The organism is Methylobacterium sp. 17Sr1-1 (assembly GCF_003173775.1).
Taxonomy (GTDB): domain Bacteria; phylum Pseudomonadota; class Alphaproteobacteria; order Rhizobiales; family Beijerinckiaceae; genus Methylobacterium.
Genome location: NZ_CP029552.1, coordinates 3,362,848 through 3,387,856, shown reverse-complemented (window position 1 = coordinate 3,387,856; position 25,009 = coordinate 3,362,848). Strand labels below are relative to the sequence as shown.

18 protein-coding genes are annotated in these 25,009 nt (G+C 71.3%); 11 read left to right on the top strand and 7 right to left on the bottom strand.

Annotated features, from left to right (window positions below):
- The first annotated feature begins 37 nt into the window (after positions 1–37).
- From DK412_RS15215 to DK412_RS15195, 5 genes are all read left to right on the top strand, one after another.
- Positions 38–292: an acyl carrier protein gene (locus DK412_RS15215; RefSeq protein WP_109972610.1), complete on the top strand. Its 255-nt coding sequence runs from the start codon at positions 38–40 to the stop codon at positions 290–292.
- 2 nt (positions 293–294) lie between these two features.
- The gene (locus tag DK412_RS15210; RefSeq protein ID WP_109975287.1) at positions 295–1,503 is read left to right on the top strand and encodes an acyl-CoA dehydrogenase family protein; all 1,209 of its coding nucleotides are present in this window, start codon (positions 295–297) and stop codon (positions 1,501–1,503) included.
- On the top strand, positions 1,503–2,480 hold the full coding sequence (locus tag DK412_RS15205; RefSeq protein WP_109972609.1) for an amino acid--[acyl-carrier-protein] ligase: 978 nt from the start codon (positions 1,503–1,505) through the stop codon (positions 2,478–2,480). The genes DK412_RS15210 and DK412_RS15205 overlap by 1 nt, the downstream gene beginning before the upstream one ends.
- A gap of 7 nt (positions 2,481–2,487) precedes the next feature.
- Positions 2,488–3,474 carry a DUF1839 family protein gene (locus DK412_RS15200; protein ID WP_109972608.1) on the top strand — a complete coding sequence of 329 codons (987 nt, stop codon included), beginning with the start codon at positions 2,488–2,490 and terminating at the stop codon, positions 3,472–3,474.
- Between the two features lie 376 nt (positions 3,475–3,850).
- Positions 3,851–6,280: a beta-mannosidase gene (locus tag DK412_RS15195; protein WP_109972607.1), complete on the top strand. Its 2,430-nt coding sequence runs from the start codon at positions 3,851–3,853 to the stop codon at positions 6,278–6,280.
- A gap of 238 nt (positions 6,281–6,518) precedes the next feature.
- On the opposite strand, the gene DK412_RS15190 is transcribed toward DK412_RS15195, so the two are convergent.
- Positions 6,519–8,831, bottom strand: coding sequence for a PAS domain S-box protein (locus DK412_RS15190; protein ID WP_109972606.1), 2,313 nt, complete (start codon positions 8,829–8,831; stop codon positions 6,519–6,521).
- Between the two features lie 77 nt (positions 8,832–8,908).
- A complete protein-coding gene (locus DK412_RS15185; RefSeq protein ID WP_109972605.1) occupies positions 8,909–9,313 on the bottom strand; it encodes a DUF1236 domain-containing protein in 405 nt (134 codons plus the stop codon).
- 270 nt (positions 9,314–9,583) lie between these two features.
- Between DK412_RS15185 and DK412_RS15180 the strand changes: the two genes are divergently transcribed.
- Positions 9,584–10,675 (top strand): replication initiator protein A, encoded by a 1,092-nt coding sequence (locus tag DK412_RS15180; protein ID WP_109972604.1) that lies wholly within the window; start codon positions 9,584–9,586, stop codon positions 10,673–10,675.
- 1,209 nt (positions 10,676–11,884) lie between these two features.
- Here DK412_RS15180 and hutU read toward each other — a convergent pair.
- The 3 genes from hutU to hutI form a co-directional block, all read right to left on the bottom strand.
- A complete protein-coding gene (hutU, locus tag DK412_RS15175; RefSeq protein ID WP_109972603.1) occupies positions 11,885–13,549 on the bottom strand; it encodes a urocanate hydratase in 1,665 nt (554 codons plus the stop codon).
- 242 nt (positions 13,550–13,791) lie between these two features.
- Positions 13,792–15,327, bottom strand: a complete 1,536-nt coding sequence (hutH, locus tag DK412_RS15170) for a histidine ammonia-lyase (RefSeq protein WP_109972602.1) — start codon at positions 15,325–15,327, stop codon at positions 13,792–13,794.
- Complete coding sequence (gene hutI / locus DK412_RS15165) at positions 15,324–16,547, bottom strand: imidazolonepropionase (RefSeq protein WP_109972601.1); 1,224 nt, start codon at positions 16,545–16,547, stop codon at positions 15,324–15,326. The genes hutH and hutI overlap by 4 nt, the downstream gene beginning before the upstream one ends.
- A 109-nt stretch (positions 16,548–16,656) precedes the next feature.
- Between hutI and DK412_RS15160 the strand changes: the two genes are divergently transcribed.
- The 4 genes from DK412_RS15160 to mqo all read left to right on the top strand — a co-directional run bounded on the left by DK412_RS15160 (position 16,657) and on the right by mqo (position 21,907).
- The gene (locus DK412_RS15160) at positions 16,657–18,015 is read left to right on the top strand and encodes a formimidoylglutamate deiminase (protein WP_109972600.1); all 1,359 of its coding nucleotides are present in this window, start codon (positions 16,657–16,659) and stop codon (positions 18,013–18,015) included.
- 350 nt (positions 18,016–18,365) lie between these two features.
- Positions 18,366–19,109: a histidine utilization repressor gene (hutC, locus tag DK412_RS15155; RefSeq protein ID WP_109972599.1), complete on the top strand. Its 744-nt coding sequence runs from the start codon at positions 18,366–18,368 to the stop codon at positions 19,107–19,109.
- Positions 19,110–19,246: 137 nt separating this feature from the next.
- Complete coding sequence (locus tag DK412_RS15150) at positions 19,247–19,753, top strand: CYTH domain-containing protein (RefSeq protein ID WP_109972598.1); 507 nt, start codon at positions 19,247–19,249, stop codon at positions 19,751–19,753.
- Positions 19,754–20,206: 453 nt separating this feature from the next.
- Complete coding sequence (gene mqo, locus DK412_RS15145) at positions 20,207–21,907, top strand: malate dehydrogenase (quinone) (RefSeq protein WP_109972597.1); 1,701 nt, start codon at positions 20,207–20,209, stop codon at positions 21,905–21,907.
- Positions 21,908–22,220: 313 nt separating this feature from the next.
- Here mqo and DK412_RS15140 read toward each other — a convergent pair whose 3' ends face one another.
- Together DK412_RS15140 and DK412_RS15135 are read right to left on the bottom strand one after the other, a co-directional pair.
- Entirely contained in the window at positions 22,221–22,742 is a 522-nt protein-coding gene (locus tag DK412_RS15140) for a hypothetical protein (protein ID WP_162596217.1), read from the bottom strand.
- Between the two features lie 210 nt (positions 22,743–22,952).
- Entirely contained in the window at positions 22,953–23,804 is an 852-nt protein-coding gene (locus DK412_RS15135; protein WP_093569794.1) for a LysR substrate-binding domain-containing protein, read from the bottom strand.
- Positions 23,805–23,974: 170 nt separating this feature from the next.
- Here DK412_RS15135 and DK412_RS15130 point away from each other — a divergent pair, with 170 nt between their 5' ends.
- Positions 23,975–25,006 (top strand): bile acid:sodium symporter family protein, encoded by a 1,032-nt coding sequence (locus DK412_RS15130; protein ID WP_109972595.1) that lies wholly within the window; start codon positions 23,975–23,977, stop codon positions 25,004–25,006.
- The last annotated feature ends 3 nt before the right edge of the window (positions 25,007–25,009 follow it).

The window sequence follows — 25,009 nt, the reverse complement described above, 5'->3', positions numbered from 1 at the left end:
GATGCGACTCGTGCCTCAGACAGGAAGGTGGTGCCTCATGGTCGAGATCTCTGACATCCGGGACGTGCTGAAGTCGCTCGAAGCACTCAAGGGCGTGGTCGACACTCTGTCGGACGACGACGACCTGTTCGAGAAGGGGCTGGATTCGTTCGGCTCGGTGCAGCTGATGCTGGCCCTCGAGGAGCGGTTCGACATCGAGTTTCCCGATTCGGCGTTGGGCCGGCGCTCGTTCTCGACCATCCGCATCATCCGCGACACCGTCGCGGGCCTTCGCCAGCAGGAGGCCGCATGAACATGCACGTCGAGGTCGCGGCGGCCCTGCCCGTCGCGGCACCTCCGGCCGGCGCCCTCGACGCGCGGGCCAAGCGGGTGGCGGAGATCGCGGCCCGGCACGCCGACGCGGTCGACCGCGAGGGCCGGTTCCCGGCCGAGGCGGTCGCGGCCCTCAAGGCCGAGCGCCTGCTCGGCATCCAGATCCCGCGCTCCCTGCGAGGGGAGGGGGCCTCGATGAGCGAGATCGCCGAGCTCTGCGCCATCCTCGGGCGCGCCTGCTCGGCCTCCGCGATGGTGTTCGCGATGCACCACATCAAGCTCGCGAGCCTCGTCACCCACGGGATCGACAGCGCCTGGCATTGCGGGCTGATGGAGCGGATCGCCGACGACCAGCTGCTCATCGCCTCCTCGACCACCGAGGCCGGCATCGGCGGCGACCTGCGCAACAGCCTCTGCGCCGTCGAGGCGGACGGCGACACCTTCCGCCTCACCAAGGAGGCGAGCGTCATCTCCTACGGGGCGCAGGCCGACCTGATCCTCGCCACCGCCCGCCGCCACCCCGAGGCCGCGACCTCCGACCAGGTGCTGGTGGCGTTGCTCGCCAACCAGATCACGCTGGAGCGCACCAGCGTGTGGGACACGCTCGGCATGCGCGGCACCTGCAGCGACGGCTTCCTGCTCAAGGCCGAGGGCCTGCCCCTCGTGCAGGTGCTGCAGAAGCCCTTCGCGGAGATCGCCGCGCAGTCGATGCTCGCCGCCTCGCACCTGCTCTGGGGCAGCGTGTGGTTCGGCATCGCCGCTTATGCCGTCGACCGCGCCCGCGCCTTCGTGCAGGGCGAGGCGCGCAAGAAGCCGGGCCAGGTGCCCCCCGGGGCGCTCCGCCTCGCCGAGGCCGCCAACGAACTCCAGGCGATGAAGAGCAATGTGGTCGCCGGGCTCGCGCGCTACGAGGCCGCGAAGGGCGACCCCGACGCTTTGAGCGCGATCGGCTTCTCGATCATGCTCAACAACATCAAGACCACGGTCTCGGCCCAGGCCGTCGACATCGTGCAGCGGGCGCTCGGCGTGGTCGGCATCCTCGGCTACAAGAACGGCACCCCGTTCAGCCTCGGCCGGCAGCTGCGCGACGTCCTCTCGGCGCCGCTGATGATCAGCAACGACCGCATCCTCTCCAACACCGCCAACCTCCTGCTGGTGCAGAAGGGCAGCGGCAAGCTCCTGAGCGCGTGATGGACCAGAGCCTCTCCTCCGACCTTCTCCCGGCCCTCGACGAGGCCGCTGCCAACGGGGATTCCCCGGCGCCCGCGCCGCGCTCGTTCCTCGACCGCCTGTTCGACCGCGGCCTCCTGATCCGCACCGGGGTCGACGGGCTCTACGGCCGCTCCGGCGCCTTCGAGAGCGTGGTCGAGGCCCTCGACCGCCTCGTCTCGCGCATCGGCGGTTCCGATGGCGCCGAGGCCCTGCGCTTCCCGCCCGGCATGGCCCGCTCCAGCTTCGAGCGCAGCGGCTACCTCAAGGGCTTCCCGCACCTCGCCGGCACGGTGCACAGCTTCTGCGGCAACGAGGCCGACCACGCCCGGCTGCTCGCCTGCCTCGATGCCGACGAGGACTGGACCGCCAAGCAGGCGGCGACCGACATCGTCCTGACCCCGGCCGCCTGCTACCCGCTCTATCCCGTCGCCGCCGCCCGCGGCCGGCTGCCCGAGAACGGGCTCTTGTTCGACCTGCAATCCTACTGCTTCCGGCACGAGCCCTCGCTGGAGCCGACCCGCATGCAGCTGTTCCGCATGCGCGAATACGTCCGCATGGGCACGCCGGAGCAGGTGCTGGCCTTCCGCGAGCTGTGGCTCGCCCGCGGCACCAAGATGATGAGCGACCTCGGCCTGCCGCTCGCCATCGATCCGGCCAACGACCCGTTCTTCGGCCGCGCCGGCAAGATGCTCGCCAACAACCAGCGCGCCCAGGCGCTGAAGTTCGAGCTGAACGTGCCGGTCAACAGCGTCGAGAAGCCGACCGCCTGCCTCAGCTTCAACTACCACCAGGACCATTTCGGCACGACCTGGGGCATCGACCAGGCCGACGGCTCGGTGGCGCACACCGCCTGCGTCGGCTTCGGCCTGGAGCGGATCACCCTCGCGCTCCTGCGCCATCACGGCCTCGACCTCGACGCCTGGCCGGCGAGCGTCCGCGACCAGCTCTTCGGCTGAGGCGGCGATGTCGGCCGCCCTCGCCCTCTCACTCGAGGCGCCGCGGACGGAGACGTCCGCGGCCCCCCATCGCCCGCACGCGCTCCACGCCGCCGACCGGACGTGGCCGGAGACGAACTGCTACGTCGACCTCTGGATCGAGCTCCTGCACCTGCGGGGGCTCTCGCCCGAGGCGATGCTGGGCTTCACCCTGCGGCAGGATTTCGAGGGCGATCAATTCACCTTCTTCAAGCCGAAACCCGCCGACCTCGAGGCGCTCTACGGCCTGGAGATCCTGGAGCTGGCGCTCTACGAGACCCTGGAGGGCCACAGCCTGGTCCAGGCGGCGCGGGGCCTGCCGGTGCTCGTCGAGGTCGACGCCTTCTACCTGCCCGACACCGCCGGCACCACCTACGGCCGCGAGGCCTCGAAGACCACGATCGCGATCCTCTCCCTCGACCCGGAGACGCGGTTCCTCGACTACCTCCACAATGCCGGGCGCTTCCAGCTCGCCGGCGCCGATTACGACGGGATCTTCGCGAAGGGGCGGCTCCTGCCCTACGCCGAGTTCGTGAAGCCGTGCGGCCCGGCCCTGACCGGATCCGCGCTGACGGACGCCGCCCTGGCGCTGCTGCGCCGCCACCGCGCCTACGCTCCCAAGCACAACCCGGTCACCGCCTTCCGCGAGGCTCTGGCGGCGAAGCCCGACGCCTTCGTGCAGCGCCAGCTCTCGGCCTTCCACTCCTACGCCTTCAACACCACCCGCCAGCTCGGGGCCAATTTCGAGTTGTTGGGCAGCCACCTCGCCTGGTTGACCGCGCAGGGGGCGGGATCGTTCGGCGAGGCGGCGGAGGCGGCGACGCGGCTGGCACAGGAGGCCAAGGCGTTCCAGTTCCAGCTCGCCCGCGCCTTCGCCCGCGGCAAGCTCGCGGGGCTGCCGGAGCGTCTGGCGGCGGCCGAGGCGACCTACGCGGCGGTGTTCGCGGCGCTCGACCGGGCGCTCGCGGCGGGCTGATCGATAGTCCGTGCGATCTGTCCGACTCCAGAATAAAGTGCGTTCCCCTCTCCCGGGTGGGAGAGGGGTTAGGGGTGAGGGTGGCTCGGGTTCCGCAACGATCCTGAACCGTCGAGCTTCGCAGCTCTATGCTCAGTGCTTAATCCTGAACCCGAGCCACCCTGCGCGATCTTCGATCGCCCCTACCCCTCTCCCACCCGGGAGAGGGGATCCCGCGCTTTACTCGTTCGGAACCGATAAAGCGGAATTTGTACGAGAGGCTGTTCGAGTGGCGAGAACAGCAACGCAGTGAAATTTTCATCCCACCCACGACCTCGGGATGAGGTCGTGGGTGGGATACTGTTGACCAATTCCTCGCGCAGGCACCGACACCAGCATGGCCCTTCTGCGGACCGTCGACCGGACCCTCGACGGTCCGTGGGAGATGATCGTGACCGCTCCCAGCGCCTGCGCCGGTCCCGGCGACCTCGCCGGCCTCTCGGGCTTCATCCCCGCGCCGGTGCCCGGCACCGCCGCGGGCGCGCTGCGCGCCGCCGGCCAATGGTCGGACCGCGAGCCGACGCCGCTGCACGGCTCCGACATCTGGTACCGCACGCCACTCTCGGGGAAAGGCCGCGAGATCCTGCGCTTCGAGGGGCTGGCGACGCTCTGCGAGGTCTGGCTCGACGGTCATCTCCTCCTCACCTCGCGCTCGATGTTCCTCGCCCACGAGGTCGCGGTCGATCTCGACGGCTCCCACACGCTCGCGCTCGCCTTCCGCTCGCTGGCGCAGGACCTCGCCCGGCCGCACAAGCGCGGCCGCTGGCGGCCGCAGCTCGCCACGCCCGGATCGCTGCGCCACGCCCGCACCACGCTGCTCGGCTTCATGCCGGGCTGGTGCCCGAGCGTCGACGCCGTCGGACCCTACCGGCCGGTCACCCGGAGAGGGGAGGGGGGTCGGCCGACCGGGATCGACCTGCGGGCGAGCGTCGAGGACGGGACCGGGATCCTCGACCTCGCCTTGAGCCTGCCCGGAGCCGGCGGCCCCGTGACGCTCCGCTGCGACGGCCGCGAGACCGTGCTGCCCGAGACCGCGCTCGGCCGGTTCGAGGGCCGGCTCGCGCTGCCGGGCATCGCCCTGTGGTGGCCGCACAGCCACGGCGAGCCGCGGCTGCACGCCGTCTCGGTCGAGGCGGGGGGCGGGACCTTCGATATCGGCCGGGTCGGGTTCCGCACCATCACGCAACTGCGCCCCTTCGCGGAGGGCTTGAGCCTCGCGGTCAACGGCGTGCCGGTCTTCTGCCGCGGCGCCTGCTGGACCCCGGCCGACCTCGTCGGGCTCCCGGGCGACCGCGCGTCGTACGCCCCGCTGCTCGCGCTGGCCGCCGAGGCCGGCATGACCATGCTGCGGGTCGGCGGCACGATGCTGTACGAGGCGCAAGCCTTCCACGACCTCTGCGACGAGCTCGGCATCCTGGTCTGGCAGGACCTGATGCTGGCGAATTTCGACTATCCGACGGACGATCCGGCCTTCCGCACGGCACTCGAATCCGAGATCGCGCAGCTCCTCGACCGGTGCCAGGCCTCGCCCTCGCTCTGCGTCGTCGGCGGCGGCAGCGAAATCGAGCAGCAGGCCGCGATGCTGGGCTTTCCCGAATCGGCCTGGCGGGCGCGGGCGGTGGAGGCGATGTTGCGCGAGGCAGTGGCCGTGCGCCGGCCCGACCTCGTCGTGGTGCCGAACTCGCCCTCGGGCGGCGACCTGCCGTTCTCGACCAATGCCGGCGTGACCCATTATTACGGCGTCGGCGCCTATGGCCGGCCGTTCGAGGATGCGCGCCGGGCCGAGGTGCGCTTCGCCTCCGAGTGCCTGGCCTTCGCCAACGTGCCCGAACCCGTCTCCCTGCACGAGGCGGGCCTGAGCGACCCGCGCGATCCCGCCTGGGCCCACGGCGTCCCGCGCGACCGCGGCGCCGACTGGGATTTCGAGGGCGTGCGCGACCATTACGTCGGCGCTCTCTACGGGATCGATCCCGAAACCGTGCGCCGCGACGATCCGGAGCGCTACCTCACCCTCGGCCGCGCCGCCGTCACCGATGTGATGGAGGCGACCTTCGCCGAGTGGCGCCGCGCCGGCTCGCCCACCGCCGGCGGCCTGGTCTGGCTCTACCATGACCTCGCGCCCGGTGCCGGCTGGGGCGTGGTCGACGTGGCGGGGCGGCCGAAATCGGCCTGGTACGCCCTCAAGCGCGCCTTCCGGCCGGTCCAGGCCCTGCTCTCGGACGAGGGGCTGAACGGCCTCCACGCCCACGTGGTGAACGAGACTGCCGAGGCCCTCGACGTCACCTTGGCTCTCAGCTTCGCCAGCACCACCGGCAAGGTCGCCGCCAGGGCGGAGCGGGCCCTGTCGCTCGCGCCCCGCGAGACGATCACCCTGTCCTCGGCCGCCTTGCTCGGCCGCTTCTTCGACGCGACCGCGTCCTACCGCTTCGGCCCGGCGGCGCACGACCTGGCGCATCTGCGGCTGAGCGGGGCCGACGGGACGCTCCTGGCCGAGGCGTTCCATTTCCCGGCCGGCCGGGACGCGACGCCGCGGGAGATCGGCCTCTGCGCCGCCCTGGTCGAGGACCGGGACGACCTCGTGCTGCGGGTGGCGGCGGAGCGGCACGCGCTCTCGGTGCACGTGGCGCTCGACGGCGAGGGGCGCCCGGCCGACAACTGGTTCCATCTGGCGCCGGGGGGAGAGCGCCATCTCAGGCTCACCGGGACGGCGGGACGGCCGAGCGGGGTGGTGCGGGCGGTGAACGGGAGCGAGGTGGTGCGGTTCTGAGGAGCTGGCCGATCGTCCACCGGTCGGTTCGACACCCTCCGCGTCATTCCGGGGCTGCGAAGCAGAGCCCGGAATCCAGAACCGCAGGGCGTTCAGGAAGAAGCGGAACGGCCACAGCTCCGTTCTGCAACAAACGAGCGTCTGGAGTCCGGGCTCCGCTTCGCGGCCCCGGAATGACGCGGAGGGTGTGACTCGTGGTGGGGCAACCGATACGGCAACCTCGCCGAACCCGCGGCCCTCACTCCTCCCGCTGCAGCTCCGCCAACGGCGCCGTCAGGGTGCACACCACCCCCTCGGGCGGGTAATGCGTGGCGACCTCGCCGTCGACGGTGCCGGCCAGCCCCCGTTCGATCAGGCGCGACCCGAACCCTTTGCGGGCGGGCGGCGTCACCGGCGGACCGCCATGCTCCTGCCAGCGCAGGGCCAGGACCGGCGCGCCCGCGCCGCCGACCGTCCAGTCGAGGGTGACGTAGCCGTCGGGGACACGCAGGGCCCCGTACTTGACCGCGTTGGTGGCGAGCTCGTGCGTCATCAGGGCGAGGGAGAGGGCCGCCGGCGCCCCGCACGGCACCGGCGGTCCGGCGAGCCGGAAGCGGCCGGGCCGGCCGTCGTCGTGGATGGCGAGCGCGCCCGCGAGCACCGCCCGCAAGGAGGCGCTCTCGCCCTCGCCGGTGAGCAGGATGTCGTGCGCCTTGCCCAGCGCCACCAGCCGGGCCACCAGCGCCTCGCGGGCGGCCGCCGGGTCGGTGGCGTTGCGCAGGGTCTGCACCGCGATGGCCTGCACCATCGCCAGGGTGTTCTTGAGCCGGTGGCTCAGCTCGCGGTTGAGGATCTCCTGCTGCGCCTCCGCCGCCTTGCGGGCCGAGATGTCGTGACTCACCGCCGCGAAGCCCTCGAACGCACCGCCGGGTCCGCGCAGGGGAAACAGGCTGTAGCGCACCGGCGTGACGGCCCCGGTGGCGAGGTTGCGCAGGCGGAACTCGCCGCTCCAGCTCCCGCCGGCCCGGATGGCGGGCAGGATCGTGCCCTCGGCGAAGGGCAGGTCGTCGGACGGGAAGAAATCGGTCAGGCGCGCCTCCGGCGCCGCGTCCTCGCTCACCCCCACCAGGGTCCGGCCGGCCGGGTTGACGTAGTCGATGACCCCGTCCGCATCGGCGATGGCGATGAAGTCGCTCGACTGCTCGGCGACGAGGGCGAGGCGGCGGAGCGCCGCCTCGGCATCGCGCTGCTCGGTCACGTCGAGGAAGACCGTCACCGCCGCGCGGATCGTCCCGTCCTCGTCCCGCACCGGGCTGCTGGAGACTTCGAGCAGGCGAAGCGCTCCGGTCGCCGCGTGGCGGTAGCGCATCGCCTCGGCGGTCACCACCGCGCCGTCCCGCAGGGCGCGCAGGGAAGGGTACTCGTCGGGGACGTAGGCGCGCCCGTCGGCGTGCACGGCGCAGAAGGACCCGTAGCGGGTGAGCCCGGCCTCGCCGAGGGCGTGGCCGAGGATCGCCTCGGCCTGGGCGTTGATCAGGTTCGGCGCGCCCGGGCCGAGGCCCGCGACCGAGATGCCGACCGGCGCCTGCCGAAACACCGCTTCGAGCAGGCCGCGCTCCAGGTCGAGCCGGCGCTCGGATTCGCGCCGCTCGGCCTCGGCGCGCCGGCGCTCGGTGAGGTCGAGCATGGCGCCGATCATCCGCACCGCCCGGCCGGCCTCGTCGCGGATCACCGAGCCGCGGTCGAAGACGTGGGCGAACGTGCCGTCGGCGCGCCGGAAGCGGTACTCGTCGCGCCATGCCGTCCCGGTCCCGTCGATGACGGCGTGGATCGAGGCGTCGATCCGGGCGCGGTCGTCGGGATGGATGTGGTCGATCCACCACGCGCCGGTCGGCGCGACATCGGCGAGCGTGTGACCGTAGGCGGCCTCGAGCGCCTCGTTCCACAGGACGTGGTCGGTGGAGAAGTCCCAGTCCCAGATCGCGTCGTTCGTCGCCTGCGCCGCCCGGCGGTAGCGCTCCTCGGTGGCCCGCGCCGCCCGCAAGGCCGCCTCCTGCTGCGCATTCGCCCGGCGGAGCGCCAGCAGGCCCATCACCTGGCGCGCCAGCGCCCGCAGGTCGTCAGCCTCGCCCGCGGTCAGGCCCTCCGGCCGCGGGACGTAGTCGATCACGCAGAGCGTGCCGAGCACGTGGCCCTCCGGCGTGCGCAGAGGCGCCCCGGCATAGAACCGGATGCCGGGATCGGCGGTGACGAGCGGGTTGTCGCGGGTGCGGGGATCCCGGGTCAGGTCCGGGATGACGAGGAGCGAATCCGGCTGCGCCAGGGCGTGGGCGCAGACCGAGCGGCCGAGATCGGTCTGCGGCAGCGGAAAACCCGTCCGGGCCTTGAACCATTGCCGGGTGCCGGCGACGAGGCTCACCAGCGCGACCGGCGCGTCGCAGAGCCGGCCCGCCAGGCGCACGACGTCGTCGAACCCCCGCTCGGGCAGGGTGTCGAGGATCGCGTAGGAGTCGAGCGCGGCGAGGCGATCGGGATCGCACAGGGCGGTCGGCGGATCGGGAGGGCGTGACATCGCGGGCCGGGGAGGGTGACCCCGGCTCTTAGCCCGAATACAGCCCTCGCGTCACGGACGATCGCGCGCCGCGCACCTCAATCGATCACCTCGACGATGCGGCGCGTGCCCGGCTCGACCAGGACCGGGTGATCGTTGACGATGGTGTAGTTGATGCCCTTGAGGGCGAATTCCGGCGGCACGTCGTAATAGACCACGCCCTCGGGCGGCAGCACCGTGCCGACGCGCACCGGCCCCTCGTGGCGGAAGGACGGCCGGTGCTCGCCGGCGGCGTAGATGCGGAAGCGCTCGCGCCGGTCGATGCCCAGGATGCTGTTGGCCGTGCCGACCGCGGCGCCGATGGCGCCCCCCACCACCGCGCCGACCGGCCCGGCGATCGCCTCGCCCCGCGCCGCGCCGTCCTGCGCCCCGCGGGCGGTGCCCTGGGCGTGGGCGGCGGCGACGCCGGTGGCGAGGAGGAGGGCGGCGAGGGCGAGGCGCATGGGCGGGGGTCCCGGCAAGAGCTTGGCTGTTGCGGGAGAACGGCGGGCCGGCACGGGAGGTTCCGGTGCCGGATTCTCGGATTCGGCGTTAACCGCGATTGAAGAGGATTGGGGATGGAACCCAAAAACCCTGTTCCGTCCACGATTTGGAAGGCGGGCCGCCCCTAGCGTCGGCGCCATGAGAGCGATGCGGAACGACGGGACGGCAGGGGGCGGCGCGGCGCGGGGACGGGCCTGCGCGCCGGCCAGGGACGCGACACGGGCGTGACGATGAGCCATCGGCGCAACGACCAGATCGACATGGTGGTGCCCTTCGTGCACTTCCGCGACCAGCGGGAGACGATGGAGCGGCCGTTCTTCTCGATCGCCAAGCAGAAGCGCCTGAAGGAGATCGATTACACCAGCCCCGACGGCTCGGTCTGGGTGCGGGTGCTGCCGAACCAGGCCTACGGCATGGCGACGATCTGGGATGCCGACATCCTGATCTGGGCCGCCTCGACGATCTGCGAGATGAAGAAGCGCGGCCGCAACGACATCCCGCGCAAGCTCCACTTCATGCCCTACGACCTCCTGAAGGGCATCGGCCGCGAGACCGGCGGGCGCCAGTACAAGCTCCTGCGCGACGCGCTGTTTCGCCTGCAATCGACCTCGGTGCGCACCAACATCCGGGCCGAGAAGGCCAAGCGCAAGGAGCGCCAGTTCAGCTGGATCGACTCGTTCGACGACACGATCGACGAGGAGACCAATGCCAGCCGCGGCATGTCGATCACCCTGTCGGACTGGTTCTACGAGGGCGTGCTGATGGATGGCGGCGTGCTCGCCATCGACCCGGCCTATTTCGGCATCACCGGCGGGCGCGAGCGCTGGCTCTACCGCATCGCCCGCAAGCATGCCGGCGGGGCGGGGGAGGGGGGGTTCGCCATCAGCCTGCCGACGCTGTTCGAGAAGTCGGGCGCCGAAGGCACCTACCGCCGGTTCAAGTTCGAGATCGCCAAGATCGCCAAGGCGGACGAGCTGCCGGGCTTCGTCCTGCGGCTCGAGGAGAAGGAGCGCGGCGAGCCGCACCTGCGGATGATCCGCCGCGACCTCGTCGCCGACGAGGGGCTGATCGAGGCGGCCCCGAAGCCCAAGTCCGGCTCCACACGCACCCGCAAGCCGAAGGCCGCGTCCGTGCTGCCGCTCTTTCGCCACCTCTCCGACGAGACGATCGCGCTCTGCCGCAAGGCCCATCCGGGCTGGGACGTGTACGGGCTGAAGACCGAGTTCGACCACTGGCTCGAGGGCGACGCGACCCGCGAGCCGAAGCACTACGAGAGCGCCTTCCTGGGGTTCGCCGAGCGCTTCGTGCGCGACGCCCACTGATCCACAGGCCCGTCCGTTCCCGATGTACGAGGGAGAGGGCGGGCGACGCGGGCGGCCCCGAGGGGAAATCCCCGGAATCCCTGTGAATGACTCAGGTCGAGTCGGCACTTCGGGAACGCTCCGCGGCCGGAACGGCACTTCGGGAACGCCCACCGTGCGATCGGGAACGCCGGCACGGTACTTCGGGGACAGGACGCGCGGTACTTCGGGGACGAATCCTCGGTACTTCGGGAACGGCCCACCCGTATTAAGCATTTGGGCGAGTTCCAGGAATCGCCGCCGTCCGAGCGCCTAAATCGATAAAGATTCCTGTAACTCTCTAAGCGGTGCATTCTGGGGAAAAGCCGGACGGCGAGTCCGACTCCGAGTCGGGGGCCGCAATCGCGAGTCGAGGCGGGGTCCACAGGGCACCCACAGGAATCCACCGGACTCGCCGGAACGAATCAGCCGGCCACGGCATCTGTCGAACGGGGGTGAGCGAGCTGGACTCGACTCGCGGAAGCTTTCCTGTGGGACTCTCCGGGGCGGAGGATCGGGATCTCGACTCGCCTGACCTCGCATCGTACGAGCGGATTCACGAGGTCAATGGGATCGGGCGGCGATGCGGGAGGGCGGACGATCGGGGAGGCTCGCCAGGGTGGAGCGTTCGTGAAGTACGCCCCGGCGGTCGGTGACGAGGCGGATCGGTGATCGGAAGCCGGGGCGGAGCGGGGAGTGGATTGACGATCACGATCCCGGTTCACGGGCGGCCGCCTGCGCGATGCCCGGGGTGGCGGGACGGGCGCGGCGACGCGCGGACGTATATCGGGAACAGTGGGGAGAACGAGCGATCGGCGCGGGGGGTTGCGCACGGTCTCCCCGCAATCCCGGACGCTGCAGGTGTGGACGAGATGGACGCAGGACGGGCGATTGCGAGTCGGCGGCGATGAATTCGAGGTCCTGCGAGCCTCACTGCGCCGGAGCTTCCTGAAGCACTTGAAGCAGGCGGACGCCAAGTTCCCGAAGTACGTCGAGCAGAGTGCGGACACTTCCTCGAAAAGGATCGAACGATACCGACGCCGGTCTTCTGGTTATCTGGGAAGAGTGGCACATAGACCGACATCTCTCTGTGTCATCCCGGGTTCCGCTTTCGTGGCCCCGGGATGACGCGGAAAGTTTGAATTTGGTCAGCTGAACCAAACAGGCGTTCTGTTGCCGTCGACGGACCCCTCAGCCGAGCGACGGCAAGTCCAGCCCGTGCTCCCGGGCGCACGCCACCGCGTCCTCGTAGCCGGCATCGGCGTGGCGCATCACGCCGGTGGCGGGGTCGTTCCACAGCACCCGCTCCAGGCGCCGGTCGGCGGCCTCGCTGCCGTCGCAGACGATCACCATGCCGGCATGCTGCGAGAAGCCCATCCCGACCCCGCCGCCATGGTGCAGCGAGACCCAGGTCGCGCCCGACGCGGTGTTGAGGAGCGCGTTCAGGAGCGGCCAGTCGGACACCGCGTCGGAGCCGTCGCGCATCGCCTCCGTCTCGCGGTTCGGCGAGGCGACCGAGCCGGAATCGAGGTGGTCGCGACCGATGACGATCGGGGCCTTCAGCTCGCCCTTGCGCACCATCTCGTTGAAGGCGAGGCCGAGGCGGTGGCGGTCGCCGAGGCCCACCCAGCAGATCCGCGCCGGCAGGCCCTGGAACCGGATCTTTTCCCGCGCCATGTCGAGCCAGCGGTGGAGATGGTGGTTGTCGGGCAAAAGCTCCTTCACCTTGGCGTCGGTGCGGTAGATGTCCTCCGGGTCGCCGGAGAGGGCGCACCAGCGGAACGGGCCGACGCCGCGGCAGAAGAGCGGGCGGATATAGGCCGGCACGAAGCCCGGGAAGGCGAAGGCGTCCTCGACGCCCTCCTCCAGGGCCATCTGGCGGATGTTGTTGCCGTAATCGACGACCGGCACGCCGGCGCGGTGGAAATCGAGCATCGCCCGCACGTGCACCGCCATCGAGCGCTTGGCCGCCGCCGCGACGGCAGCGGGGTCGGTCTCGCGCTTGGCCTCCCACTCGGCGACCGTCCAGCCCGCCGGCAGGTAGCCGTTGACGGGGTCGTGGGCCGAGGTCTGGTCGGTGACGCAGTCGGGGCGCACGCCGCGGGCGTAGAGCTCCGAAAAGATCTCGGCCGCGTTGCCGAGCAAGGCGACCGAGCGCGGGGTCTTCGCTCGGCAGGATTCCTCGATCAGCGCGAGGGCATGGTCGAGGTCGCGGGCCTGGACGTCGACGTACCCGGTGCGCAGGCGGAACTCGATGCGCGAGGCCTGCGCTTCGACGGCGAGGCAGGAGGCGCCCGCCATGGTGGCGGCAAGCGTCTGCGCGCCGCCCATGCCCCCTAAGCCCGCCGTCAGGATCCAGCGGCCCGACAGGTCGCCGGCATAGTGCTGGCGGCCCATCTCGACGAAGGTCTCGTAGGTGCCCTGCACGATGCCCTGGCTGCCGATATAGATCCAGGACCCGGCCGTCATCTGGCCGTACATCATCAGGCCCTTGCGATCGAGCTCGTGGAAATGCTCCCAGGTCGCCCAGTGCGGCACGAGATTCGAGTTGGCGATCAGCACCCGGGGGGCATCCGCGTGGGTGCGGAACACCCCGACCGGCTTGCCCGATTGCACCAGCAGGGTCTGGTCGTCGTCGAGGTCCCTCAGCGCCGCCACGATGCGGTCGAAGCTCGCCCAGTCCCGCGCCGCCCGGCCGATGCCGCCATAGACCACCAGCTCGCCCGGCCGCTCGGCGACGTCGGGATCGAGGTTGTTCATCAGCATCCGGAGCGGCGCCTCGGTGAGCCAGCTCTTGGCGGTGAGGTCCGGGCCGTGGGGGGCACGGACGATGCGGGCGTTGTCGATGCGGGTCATGGGCGGGAGCTCCGGATGGGAGGCTATCGTTGGTTCAACGAGCGGATTTGAAGTCCTCCGCGTCATCCCGGGGCCGCGAAAGCGGAACCCGGGATCCATAACCGCCAACAGTCGAGGATGAGCCGGAACGCGGTTCGCCCGGTTCTTTGGCGTCGGCGGTCATGGATCCCGGGTTCTCGCCTACGGCGAGCCCCGGGATGACGCGGAGGGTGTCAGGTCTGTGAGATCACTGGCATGGGTGATCAGCCGAGAACAGGCAGCGGCACGCCGTCGACCGCCGCGACCAGGCTCCCATCCCGCACCAGCGCCAGCGCCGCCGCGATGTCGGGGTGGAAATGCCGGTCGTCGTCGAGAGGCGGCACCTCGGCGCGCAGCCGCGCCCGCACCGCCTCGAGCGCCGGGCTGGAGGTCAGCGGCGCGTGGAAGTCGCAGCCCTGCGCCGCGGCCAGCACCTCGATCGCCACCACCGCGGCGGCGTTCTCGGCCATCGGCATCAGGCGGCGGGCGCCGTGGGCGGCCATCGAGACGTGGTCCTCCTGGTTGGCGGAGGTCGGGATCGAATCGACGCTCGCCGGCATCGCCCGCTGCTTGTTCTCGGAGACCAAAGCCGCGGCGGTCACCTGGGGGATCATGAAGCCGGAATTCAGCCCCGGCCTCGGCGTCAGGAAGGCCGGCAGGCCCGAGAGCGCCGGATCGACCAGCATGGCGATGCGCCGCTCGGACAGCGAGCCGATCTCGCACAAAGCCATGGCGATCATGTCGGCGGCGAAGGCCACCGGCTCGGCGTGGAAGTTGCCGCCGGACAGGGCCTCGTCGGTCTCCGGGAAGATGAGGGGATTGTCGGAGACGCCGTTCGCCTCCGTCGCGAGCGTCTCGGCGGCCTGGCGCAGCAGGTCGAGGCAGGCGCCCATCACCTGCGGCTGGCAGCGCAGGCAGTAGGGGTCCTGCACCCGCTCGTCGCCGACGAGGTGCGAGGCCCGGATGGCGCTGCCGGCCATCAGCGCCCGGAGCGCCGCGGCGGTCTCGATCTGACCGCGGTGGCGGCGAAGCAGGTGGATGCGCGGATCGAACGGCGCGTCGGAGCCCCGGGCCGCGTCGGTGGCGAGCGCCCCGGCGACGAGGGCGGTGCGCAGCAGGGTCTCGGCCTCGAACAGGCCGGCGAGCGCGTTGGCGGTCGAGAACTGGGTGCCGTTGAGGAGCGCGAGGCCCTCCTTCGGCCCGAGCGAGGCCGGCGCGAGGCCGGCCGCCGCCAGGGCCTCGGCGGCGGGCAGGCGGCCGGCGGGGGTGACGGCCTCGCCGACGCCGATCATGACGGCCGCCATGTGGGCGAGCGGCGCGAGGTCGCCCGAGGCGCCGACCGAGCCCTGGCACGGCACCACCGGGATCACGTCCCGGGCGAGCATCGCCCCCAGCAGGTCGAGGGTGGCGGGCTGCACGCCCGACGCGCCCTGCGCCAGGCTCGCGAGCTTGAGCGCCAGCATCAGGCGTACCACCGGCACCGGGCTCGGCTCGCCGACGCCGGCGGCGTGGGAGAGCACGATGTTGCGCTGGAGCGTCGCGAGGTCGGCGGCGTCGATGCGCACGCTCGCGAGCTTCCCGAAGCCCGTGTTGATGCCGTAGACCGGCTCGCCCCGGGCGAGGATGCGCGCGACCGCCGCCGCGCTCTCGGCGACCGCCGGGGCGCAGGCGGGATCGAGGACGGCCGGAGCGCCGCGATAGACCGCGCGCCAGCCGGCGAGCGGCACCGCGCCCGGCACGAGGGTGATCGTCTCGGTCATCGTGTCCCCCGGATGCGGGCGTGGAGCGGGTTGAAGCCCATGCGGTAGACGAGCTCGGCCGGCCGCTCGACCGACCACACCGCGAGGTCGGCGCGCTTGGCCGTTTCGAGGGTGCCGGTCTCCGACAGGATCCCGAGGGCGCGGGCGGCCTCGCGGGTGGTGCCGGCCAGGCACTCGTCGACGGTGAGGCGGAACAGGGTCGCGGCCATGTTCATGGCGAGCAGCAGCGAGGTCAGCGGCGAGGTACCGGGATTGGCATCCGTCGCGACCGCCATCGGCACGCCGTGCTGGCGGAAGAGCGCCACCGGCGGCAGCTTGGTCTCGCGGATGAAGTAGTAGGCGCCCGGCAGCAGCACCGCGACGGTGCCGCTCCGCGCCATCGCGGCGGCACCGGATTCGTCGGTGTGCTCGAGGTGGTCGGCCGAGAGCGCGCGGTAGCGCGCGGCGAGCGCGGCGCCGCCGAGATTCGAGAGCTGGTCGGCGTGGAGCTTCACCGGCAGGCTCAAGGCTTGCGCCCGGTCGAACACCCGGGCGACCTGATCGGGCGAGAAGGCCAGCCCCTCGCAGAACGCGTCGACCGCGTCGACGAGGCCTTCCGCGGCCAGCGCCGGCAGCATCCTGTCCGCGACCTCCGCGATATACGCGTCCTTGTCGCCGCCGGCCTCCGGCGGCAGGGCATGGGCGCCGAGGAAGGTGGTGCGGATGCCGACCGGCCGCATCTGCCCGAGCCGCCGGGCGGCGCGGAGCGCCTTGCGCTCGCTCAGCAAATCGAGGCCGTAGCCCGACTTCACCTCGACGGTGGTGACGCCCTCCGCGATCAGCGCGTCGAGCCGCGGCAGGGTCTGGCGCACGAGGTCGTCCTCGCTCGCCGCGCGTAAGGAGCCGACCGAGGAGACGATGCCGCCGCCGGCCCGCGCCACCTCCTCGTAGGAGGCCCCGGCGAGACGCAGCTCGAATTCGTGCGCCCGGTCGCCGGCCCAGACGAGGTGGGTGTGGCAGTCGATCAGCCCCGGGGTGATCCAGCGGCCCTCGCCGTCGATCACCTCGGCCCCGGCGAGCGCCGCGCCCGGCAGGTCGGCCTCGGGCCCTGCGAACAGGATGCGGCCGTCGCGGATCGCGAGCGCCGCCTTCTCCACCGCGCCGATGCCGGGGAGGCCGCTTGCGAAGGTGGCGAGCCGGACGTTGCGCCAGACCTGCGGCACGCCTTCACTCCCGCTCATGCGCGTCTCCTCCGTGATTCGCCGCATATGTATAGACATGAGCGACACGCTTTGTATAGACATGATGGGACGCGCAGGAGCGCGAGAAGCCCATGCAGGAGACGCGCCGATGACCGTACTGCACGCAGCTCAAGGTCTGACGCCCACGGGCTGGCAGGCGGATCTCCGGCTCACGGTGGAGGCGGGCCGGTTCGCCTCCGTCGAGGCCGGCCGGAGGCCTGAGCCGGGCGACACGCGGGTGGCGGTGCTGGTGCCGGGCCTGCCGAACCTGCACAGCCACGCCTTCCAGCGCGGCATGGCCGGGCTCGCCGAGCGGCGGGGGCCGTCCTCCGACACGTTCTGGACCTGGCGCGAGACGATGTACCGCTTCGCCCTGCGGATGAGCCCGGACGAGGCCGAGGCGGTGGCCGCACAGGCCTATGTCGAGATGCTCGAATCCGGCTTCACCCGGGTCGGCGAGTTCCACTACCTGCACCACGCGCCCGACGGGCGGCCCTACGCCAACGTCGCCGAGATGGCCGGGCGGATCGCCGCCGCGGCGTCGCTCGCGGGGCTTCGCCTGTCGCTGCTGCCCGTGCTCTACCGCTGGTCGAACTTCGGCGGGCTCGCGCCGACGGAGGGCCAGCGCCGCTTCGTCAGCGACCTCGACCTGTTCGCCCGCCTCGTCGAAGACTCCCGCACCGCTCTGGCGGCTCTCCCCGGGGCGACGCTCGGCGTCGCGCCCCACAGCCTGCGGGCGGTGACGCCGGAGGATCTCTCCGCCGCGGTGGCGCTCGCGGGCAGCGGACCGGTCCACATCCACGCCGCCGAGCAGGTGCGCGAGGTGGAGGAGTGCGAGGCCTGGTCCGGCGCCCGGCCGGTGCAGTGGCTCCTCGATCATGCGGGGCTCGATTCCCGCTGGTGCCTGATCCACGCCACCCACATGACGGCGGACGAGACCGCCCGGTTCGCGGAGAGCGGCGCCGTCGCGGGCCTGTGCCCGGTGACGGAGGCCAGCCTCGGCGACGGCATCTTCCCCGCCCCCGGCTTCGTCGCGGCCGGCGGGCGCTACGGGGTGGGCACCGATTCGAACGTGCTGGTCGGCGCCGCCGACGAATTGCGCCAGCTCGAATACGCCCAGCGCCTCGGGAACCGGCAGCGCAACGTGCTCGCCGCGCCCGGCGCCTCGACCGGACGGGCACTGTTCGAGGCCGGCCTCGCCGGCGGCACCCAGGCGCTCGCGGCGGAGAGGGGAGGGCTCGCGGCCGGGGCGCCGGCCGATTGCGTCGCGCTGTCCGGGACGGACCCGGCCCTGATCGAGCGCCACGGCGACGCGCTCCTCGACGGCTGGATCTTTGCGGCGGGCTCGCGGGCGGTCGACGCGGTGTGGGTGGACGGCCGCCAGGTGGTCGCGGACGGGCGGCACGTGGCCCGGGAGGCGGTGGCGGCCCGCTATGCGGGGGTGCTGCGGCGGTTGATGGCGGAGTGAGGTGTCGTTAACGCTTCCAACTCACCCAGCTTTCACAAGTGGAGCGCATCTCCCCTCTCCCGTGTGGGAGAGGGGTCGGGGGTGAGGGTGGTGCGCTTCAGTGTGAACCGCTGAGCGTCGTGCTGGTAGCTCAACAGTCGAGTTCTATTCTGAACCCGAGCCACCCTCACCCCTACCCCTCTCCCACACGGGAGAGGGGATCCCGCGACTTCCCATTATCGCACCGAGCCAAGTCGAAATGTCATGCAGCGTCCGGCGCCAAGCTCGGGTAGGAGAGAGGCGGCCGGCCCGTCGTTAAGATCGGTTGCAGGAGACGGCGCGTGCGCGCGAGAAAGCGGACCTGATCCCCGATGACCGCCCACGATCCCGCCCGCCCCGAGTCCCGGCCGATCTCCCTACACCAGCAGATCCTGTCGGAGCTCCAGGGCCACATCCTGTCCGGCCGCTGGCCCCCCGGCCACCGCATCCCGTTCGAGCACGAACTGACGGCGCAGTTCGGCTGCTCGCGCATGACCGTCAACAAGGTGCTGACCCAGCTCGCCGCCGCCGGGCTGATCGAGCGGCGGCGCAAGGTCGGCTCCTTCGTGCGCCAGCCGCACTCGCAATCGGCGGTGCTGGAGATTCCGGAGATCCGCAGCGAGGTCGAGGCGCTCGGCCTGCCCTACCGCTTCGTCCTGCTCCAGCGGCGCCGCCGGCGCAGCACGCGAGCCGACCGCGCGGCGCTCGGGCTCGACGCGCCGGCCCCGGTCCTGGCCCTCACCGGCCGGCACGAGGCCGGGCCGCGGCCGTTCTGCCTGGAGGAGCGGCTGATCCACCTCGCGGCGGTGCCGGAGGCCGAGGCGCAGGACTTCTCCGCCGAGCCCCCGGGGGCGTGGCTCGTCCACCACGTGCCCTGGAGCGCGGCCGAGCACCGCATCCGCGCCCGAAGCGCCGATGCCGACCTCGCCGCCGCGATGGCCTGTCCGGCGGGCACGCCCTGCCTCGTCGTCGAGCGCCGCACCTGGAGCGCCGCGCGACCGGTCACCGTCGTGCGGCTGACCTATCCGGGCGAGGCGCACGAGCTCGTCGCCCGTTTCGCACCGTCACGGAACTGACGCAATGCCCCTAGCCCTCACAGGCCCGATCAGCTATCAGCCGCGCCGCCCCGGCAACGGCCGGGCTTGTCGGGCGTTCCGTACGGTCACCGCCCGGCGCCCGCCGCCGCGCGGCGGGGCACGAACGGTCGAGGGTGATGCGGTACGAGGTCGAGCGGAAGTTCCTGGTCGCCCATGCGGGATGGCGCGAGCGGGCGGTGAGCCGGCACCGGCTCACGGACGGGCTCGTGGGTGAGTTCGCCGGCGGCAAGGTCCGGGTGCGGCTCGACGACGAGCGGGCCTGGCTCACCGTCAAGGGCCGGCGCGAGGGCCTGTCGCGGCCGGAATTCGAGTACGAGATCCCGCGCGACGAGGCCGAGGACATGCTGCGCCTCGTTTGCGAGACCTGCCTGATCGAGAAGACGCGCCACTGCGTGCCGCATGGCGGGCTGCTCTGGACCGTGGACGAGTATGGCGGCGCGCTCGCCGGCATGGTGCTCGCCGAGATCGAGCTGGAGCACGAGGCGCAGGTCGTCGCCCTGCCGGACTGGCTCGGCCGCGAGGTCACGGCCGATGCCCGCTTCCGCCAATCGACCCTGCTGCGGCTCGCCCGCGAGGCCGGCCGCCCGGTGACCCTGACCGAGGTGATCGCCGCGCGCCTGTGAGGATCCGGGCACCGACGGGACACCGAATCGTCACCGAAGCGGATCTGCCGGTGAGGAAATGCCGGCGTTCCACAGCACGGGCCGGCGATGAATGCTGCGGCCGGGCCCCTTGTCGGGCGGTCGTTGTCCTTTGCCCGGGCATCGTCTAAGACGCGGCCCCAGAATAACCGAGCCACACCAGCCGGCGTCTTCCAGAGAGCCCCCGAAGCGGCCGTCAGGCCGCCGCGAAGAGCGGGCGAAGCGGACGCCGCCCCGCCCTCCGGCCCATCCGGACGCGGGCGGGGATTGTTCAGGCCGCGAGGGACCGACAGCGTCGGGGTACCGCGGCTGCCCTTCGAGGAAACCACCCGAAAAGGCCTTGCGCGGCGAGCCGGCGGCTCGCCCGCGATCGGACGCCTGTCACGGCCGGGGGTGCGCGCGCCCGCTGGTCCTGTACCAGAACGGGGTTTGGCCATGCGTGCCGACGACAAGACCACCTCTCCGGCCGGCATCAGCCGGCGCCAGATCCTCGGCGGCGCGGCCGCCGGCCTCGCGGCCACGGCGCTGCCCGAGTCGCTCGCCCTCGCGCAAGCCGCCGACAAGGTCGACGTGCTGCTGATCGGCGGCGGCGTGATGAGCGCGACGCTCGGCGTGTGGCTGAACGAGCTGGAGCCCGGCTGGTCGATCCGGATGCTCGAGCGCCTCGACACGGTGGCGATGGAGAGCTCGAACGGCTGGAACAACGCCGGCACGGGCCACTCGGCGCTCGCCGAGCTGAACTATACCCCTGAGAAGAAGGGCAAGGTCGAGATCGCCAAGGCGGTCGAGATCAACGAGGCGTTCCAGGTCACCCGCCAGTTCCTGGCCTGGCAGGTCAAGAACGGCGTGCTGAAGGACCCCAAGACCTTCATCAACTACACGCCCCACATGAGCTTCGTCTGGGGTGACGACAACATCGAGTTCCTCAGGAAGCGCTACGAGGCGCTGAAGGCGAGCCCGCTGTTCGCCGGGATGGAGTTCTCGACCGACCCCGAGCAGCTGAAGAAGTGGGTCCCCCTGATGATGGAGGGGCGCGACCCGAACCAGAAGGTCGCCGCCACCTGGTCGCCGCTCGGCACCGACGTCGAGTGGGGCGAGGTCACCCGCCAGTACGTCGCCCACCTCCGGCGCCAGCCGCGCTTCCGCCTCGACGTCTCGACCGAGGTCCAGGGCATCGCGAAGAACGCCGACGGCTCCTGGCGGGTCACCGCCCGCAACCTCAAGGACGGGTCGCGGCAGGCGGTCGACGCCAAGTTCGTGTTCATCGGCGCCGGCGGCGGCGCCCTGCACCTGCTCCAGGCCTCCGGCATCCCGGAGGGCGAGGACTATGCCGGCTTCCCCGTCGGCGGCTCGTTCCTGATCAACGAGAATCCGGACGTCGCGACGCTCCACCTCGCCAAGGCCTACGGCAAGGCCTCGGTCGGCTCGCCGCCGATGTCGGTGCCCCATCTCGACACCCGGGTGCTCGGCGGTAAGCGCGTCCTGCTGTTCGGCCCCTTCGCGACCTTCTCGACCAAGTTCCTGAAGGAGGGCTCGTATCTCGACCTGCTCACCTCGACCACGACCAGCAACGTCTGGCCGATGATGCGGGTCGGTCTCGACGAGTTCCCGCTGGTGGAATACCTCGCCGGCCAGCTGATGCTCTCCGACGACGACCGGCTGGCGGCGCTGCGGGCGTACTTCCCCAATGCCAAGAAGGGCGAGTGGCGCCTGTGGCAGGCCGGCCAGCGCGTGCAGATCATCAAGCGCGACAAGGACAAGGGCGGCGTTCTGAAGCTCGGCACCGAGATCGTCAACGCGAAGGACGGCAGCATCGCCGCGCTGCTCGGCGCCTCGCCGGGCGCCTCGACGGCGGCGCCGATCATGCTCGAGGTGCTCCAGAAGGTCTTCGCCAAGAACGTCGCCACGCCCGAGTGGCAGGCGAAGATCCGCCAGATCGTCCCGAGCTACGGCCAGCGCCTCAACGACGATCCGGAGAAGGTGGCCCAGGAATGGGCCTATACCAGCGAGCAGCTGCAGCTGCCGGCCCCGCCGGCGATCGACCGCGGCCAGCTGAAGCCGACGCCGGTGAGCGACACGGTGCTCAACAGCAGCGACACCCCGGTGAAGGCGCCGGTGCACGACCTGGCGCCGTGAGGCGCGCCCGGTTCGCAAATAGTCTCGGGTGGCAAGGGTGCCCGCGGTAAGGATTAAACGCAGGGTCTCCCCTCTCCCGTGTGGGAGAGGGGTCGTGGGGATCGAAGATCCCGCGTGAGGGTGGCGCGCTTCAGTGTAAAGCTGAGAGCGTCGTGCTGGCAGCGTAACGGTTCAGATTTATCCCGAACCGTCTCCACCCTCACCCCTACCCCTCTCCCAAACGGGAGAGGGGATCCCGCGCCCGATCTTCAAAATATTTTGCCCTGAACATTCGATGCTTCGCGTCGGACGGAAAATCACTACGAAGCCGATCTCACATCAGATCAAACGCCAGCTCGTCCGGCCGATGATCGAAGACCCCGCAGGTGCGCCGGTCGACCCGGGGCGCCATCCCGCGCATCACCACCCGGCGGTCGGCCACCACGTAGCCGTCCACAGTGTAAGTGAAGGTGCCGCAGGCGCCGGCGAAGACCGTCGCTGTGCCCGAATAGGTGTTGCCGCGCCGCACGCCGTCGAACAGCAGGCTGCCGCTGCGGGCACCGGCCTCCGCCATGCCGGGACGCGGCCGGTGATAGTAGAACCGCCGCCGCGCGCCGTCGGCCACCAGCACCATCACCGAGTCGTTGTGGTCCCAGTACGATCCGCCCCTGGGCGCCGCGCCGAGAGCCGCCTGCGGCGCCGGTGCGCTCTGTCCGCCGAAATTGTTGTAGATGTGGACGTGGGTGGTCCCGCCGCTCTGGTTGATCTGCTGGTTGACGACCTGCGCCTGCGCGACGGAGCTGGCGCCCGCCGCGAGCGCGACCACGGCGAGACGACCGAGACAGTCCCTGAACATTGAAAAGTCCTGATTGGCGGGAAGCGTGCCGTTGCCAGGACTGCCCGGGTGCCTGGATAGACGTTCCACGTTGCAAACTGTGAGTGAAAACACCCTACGGGAATTCGCCCCGCGGGCAATCGCAGCCGCGATCCAGCCTTAAGGAAGGCCGAAGGCGCGCCCCTAAAATCCGCGCCTTCGGGTGAGGTGAGCCGGCGAACGCCCTTCGATTCAATCCCAGATGTCCGCGTTCAGGATCTCGTGCGCCAGCGCCCGGCTCGGCTCGCGGTGCAGGCCGGGGCCCGACAGGACAAACTCGACGTCGGCGAGACGCGGCAGGTCGGCGTGGGAGAGTTCCTGCAACCCGTCCGGGATCAGGCTGCGCGGCTGCGCCATCAGGCCGACGCCGGCGAGCGCTGCGGCGCGCAGGCCGCTGAGGCTGGCGCAGGTGCAGGTGATGCGGAAGGCCCGCCCCTCCTGGGTGAGGGCCGCCAACGCCACCGCCCGGGTGATGCTGGGGGCCGGAAAGCTGGCGAGCGCCACCGGCTCGCCCCGTTCCGGCAAGGCGGTGGGGAGCCCGACCCAGACCAACCGGTCGCGCCGCACCAGCATGCCTTGCGTCTCGCCGACATGGCGCTTGCCGAGAACGAGGTCGAGCTCGCCCCGCGCCAGCGCGTCGTGCAGGAATCCGGTCAGCGCCACGCTCAGTTCGAGGTCGACCGACGGATAGGCCTCGCGGAAGTCGCGCAGCACCTCCGACAGCCGGCTCTGCACGAAATCCTCCGAGGCGCCGAACCGCACCTTGCCGCGCACCGGGCCCCCGGCGAGCGCCCGCTCCAGCCGCTCGTGCGCGTCGAGCACCGTGCGGGCGAAGCCGAGCACCGTCTCGCCCTCCGGGGTGAGGGCGACCGAATGGGTGTCGCGCGCGACCAGGCGGCGCCCGACCTGCGCCTCCAGGCGCTGGACGTGCTGGCTCACCGTCGACTGGCCGAGGCCGAGCTGCTCGGCCGCCCGGCTGAAGCTGCGGCTGCGCACCACCGCCGCCAGGGTGCGCAGCAGCACGGGATCGATCAGGCGGGTCATTTCAGGCGAGTCATGGAGGCTCTCCGCATCCTGCATGAACGACGGTCATGCTATCGCATCTCACGATAACTGTAATCCTGGGCGCCGGCGTACCCATCCGGGGCCGGCCCGATTAGGTAGGCCAAGATCCTTCCGGATCCTCGAGACCCTTCCAGATCCTCCGGCCCGCCATGCTCTCGCGCTTTCGTCCCGACACCTTCACGCTGATGATCGTCGGCGCCCTGATCCTCGGCAGCGTGCTGCCGGTGCAGGATCAGGCCGCCGAGTGGCTCAGCGTCTTCGCCAACGGCATGATCGCGCTCCTGTTCTTCCTGCACGGCGCGCGCATCGACCGTCAGACGGCTTTGGCCGGGCTGGTGCATTGGCGCCTGCACCTCGTCGTCTTCGCCTCGACCTTCGTGCTGTTCCCGATCCTCGGCCTCGCCGCGGGCCTCCTGAGCCCGACCCTGCTGACCCCGGCGCTCGCCGCCGGCGTGCTCTTCCTCTGCGTGCTGCCTTCCACGGTGCAATCCTCGATCGCCTTCACGTCGGTGGCGGGGGGCAACGTGCCGGCGGCGATCTGCTCGGCCTCGGCCTCGAACATCCTCGGCATGTTCATCACCCCGCTCCTCGTCGCGGTGCTGCTGAACACCCAAGGGAGCCACCACGAGTTCGACTGGGGGGCGGTGGCTAAGATCATGGCGCAGCTGCTGCTGCCCTTCGCCCTCGGCCAGCTCTTGCAGCCGCGGCTCGGCCCGTGGCTGACCCGGCACAAGCCGCTGACCATGGTGGTCGATCGCGGCTCGATCCTCCTCATCGTCTACATCGCCTTCAGCCACGCGGTGGTGACGGGCCTGTGGAGCCGCACGCCCCTGCCGGCGCTGGCCACCATGCTGGTCGTCGACCTGGTGCTGCTCGCGCTGGTGCTCGCGATCACGACCGCGGCGAGCCGCCTCCTCGGCTTCTCGAAGGAGGACGAGATCACCATCGTGTTCTGCGGCTCGAAGAAGAGCCTCGCCTCCGGCGTGCCGATGGCGAACGTGATCTTCTCCGGCCAGGATGTCGGCGGCATCCTGCTGCCTCTGATGCTCTTTCACCAGGTCCAGCTGATGGCCTGCGCGGCGCTGGCCCGCCGCTACGCCGCGCGCACGCAGCCCGTGCTGGCCGAGGAGGGCCCGGCCCGGGCCGGCGTCGCACCCGCCGCGAAGCTCGCGGCGCGCTGAGTT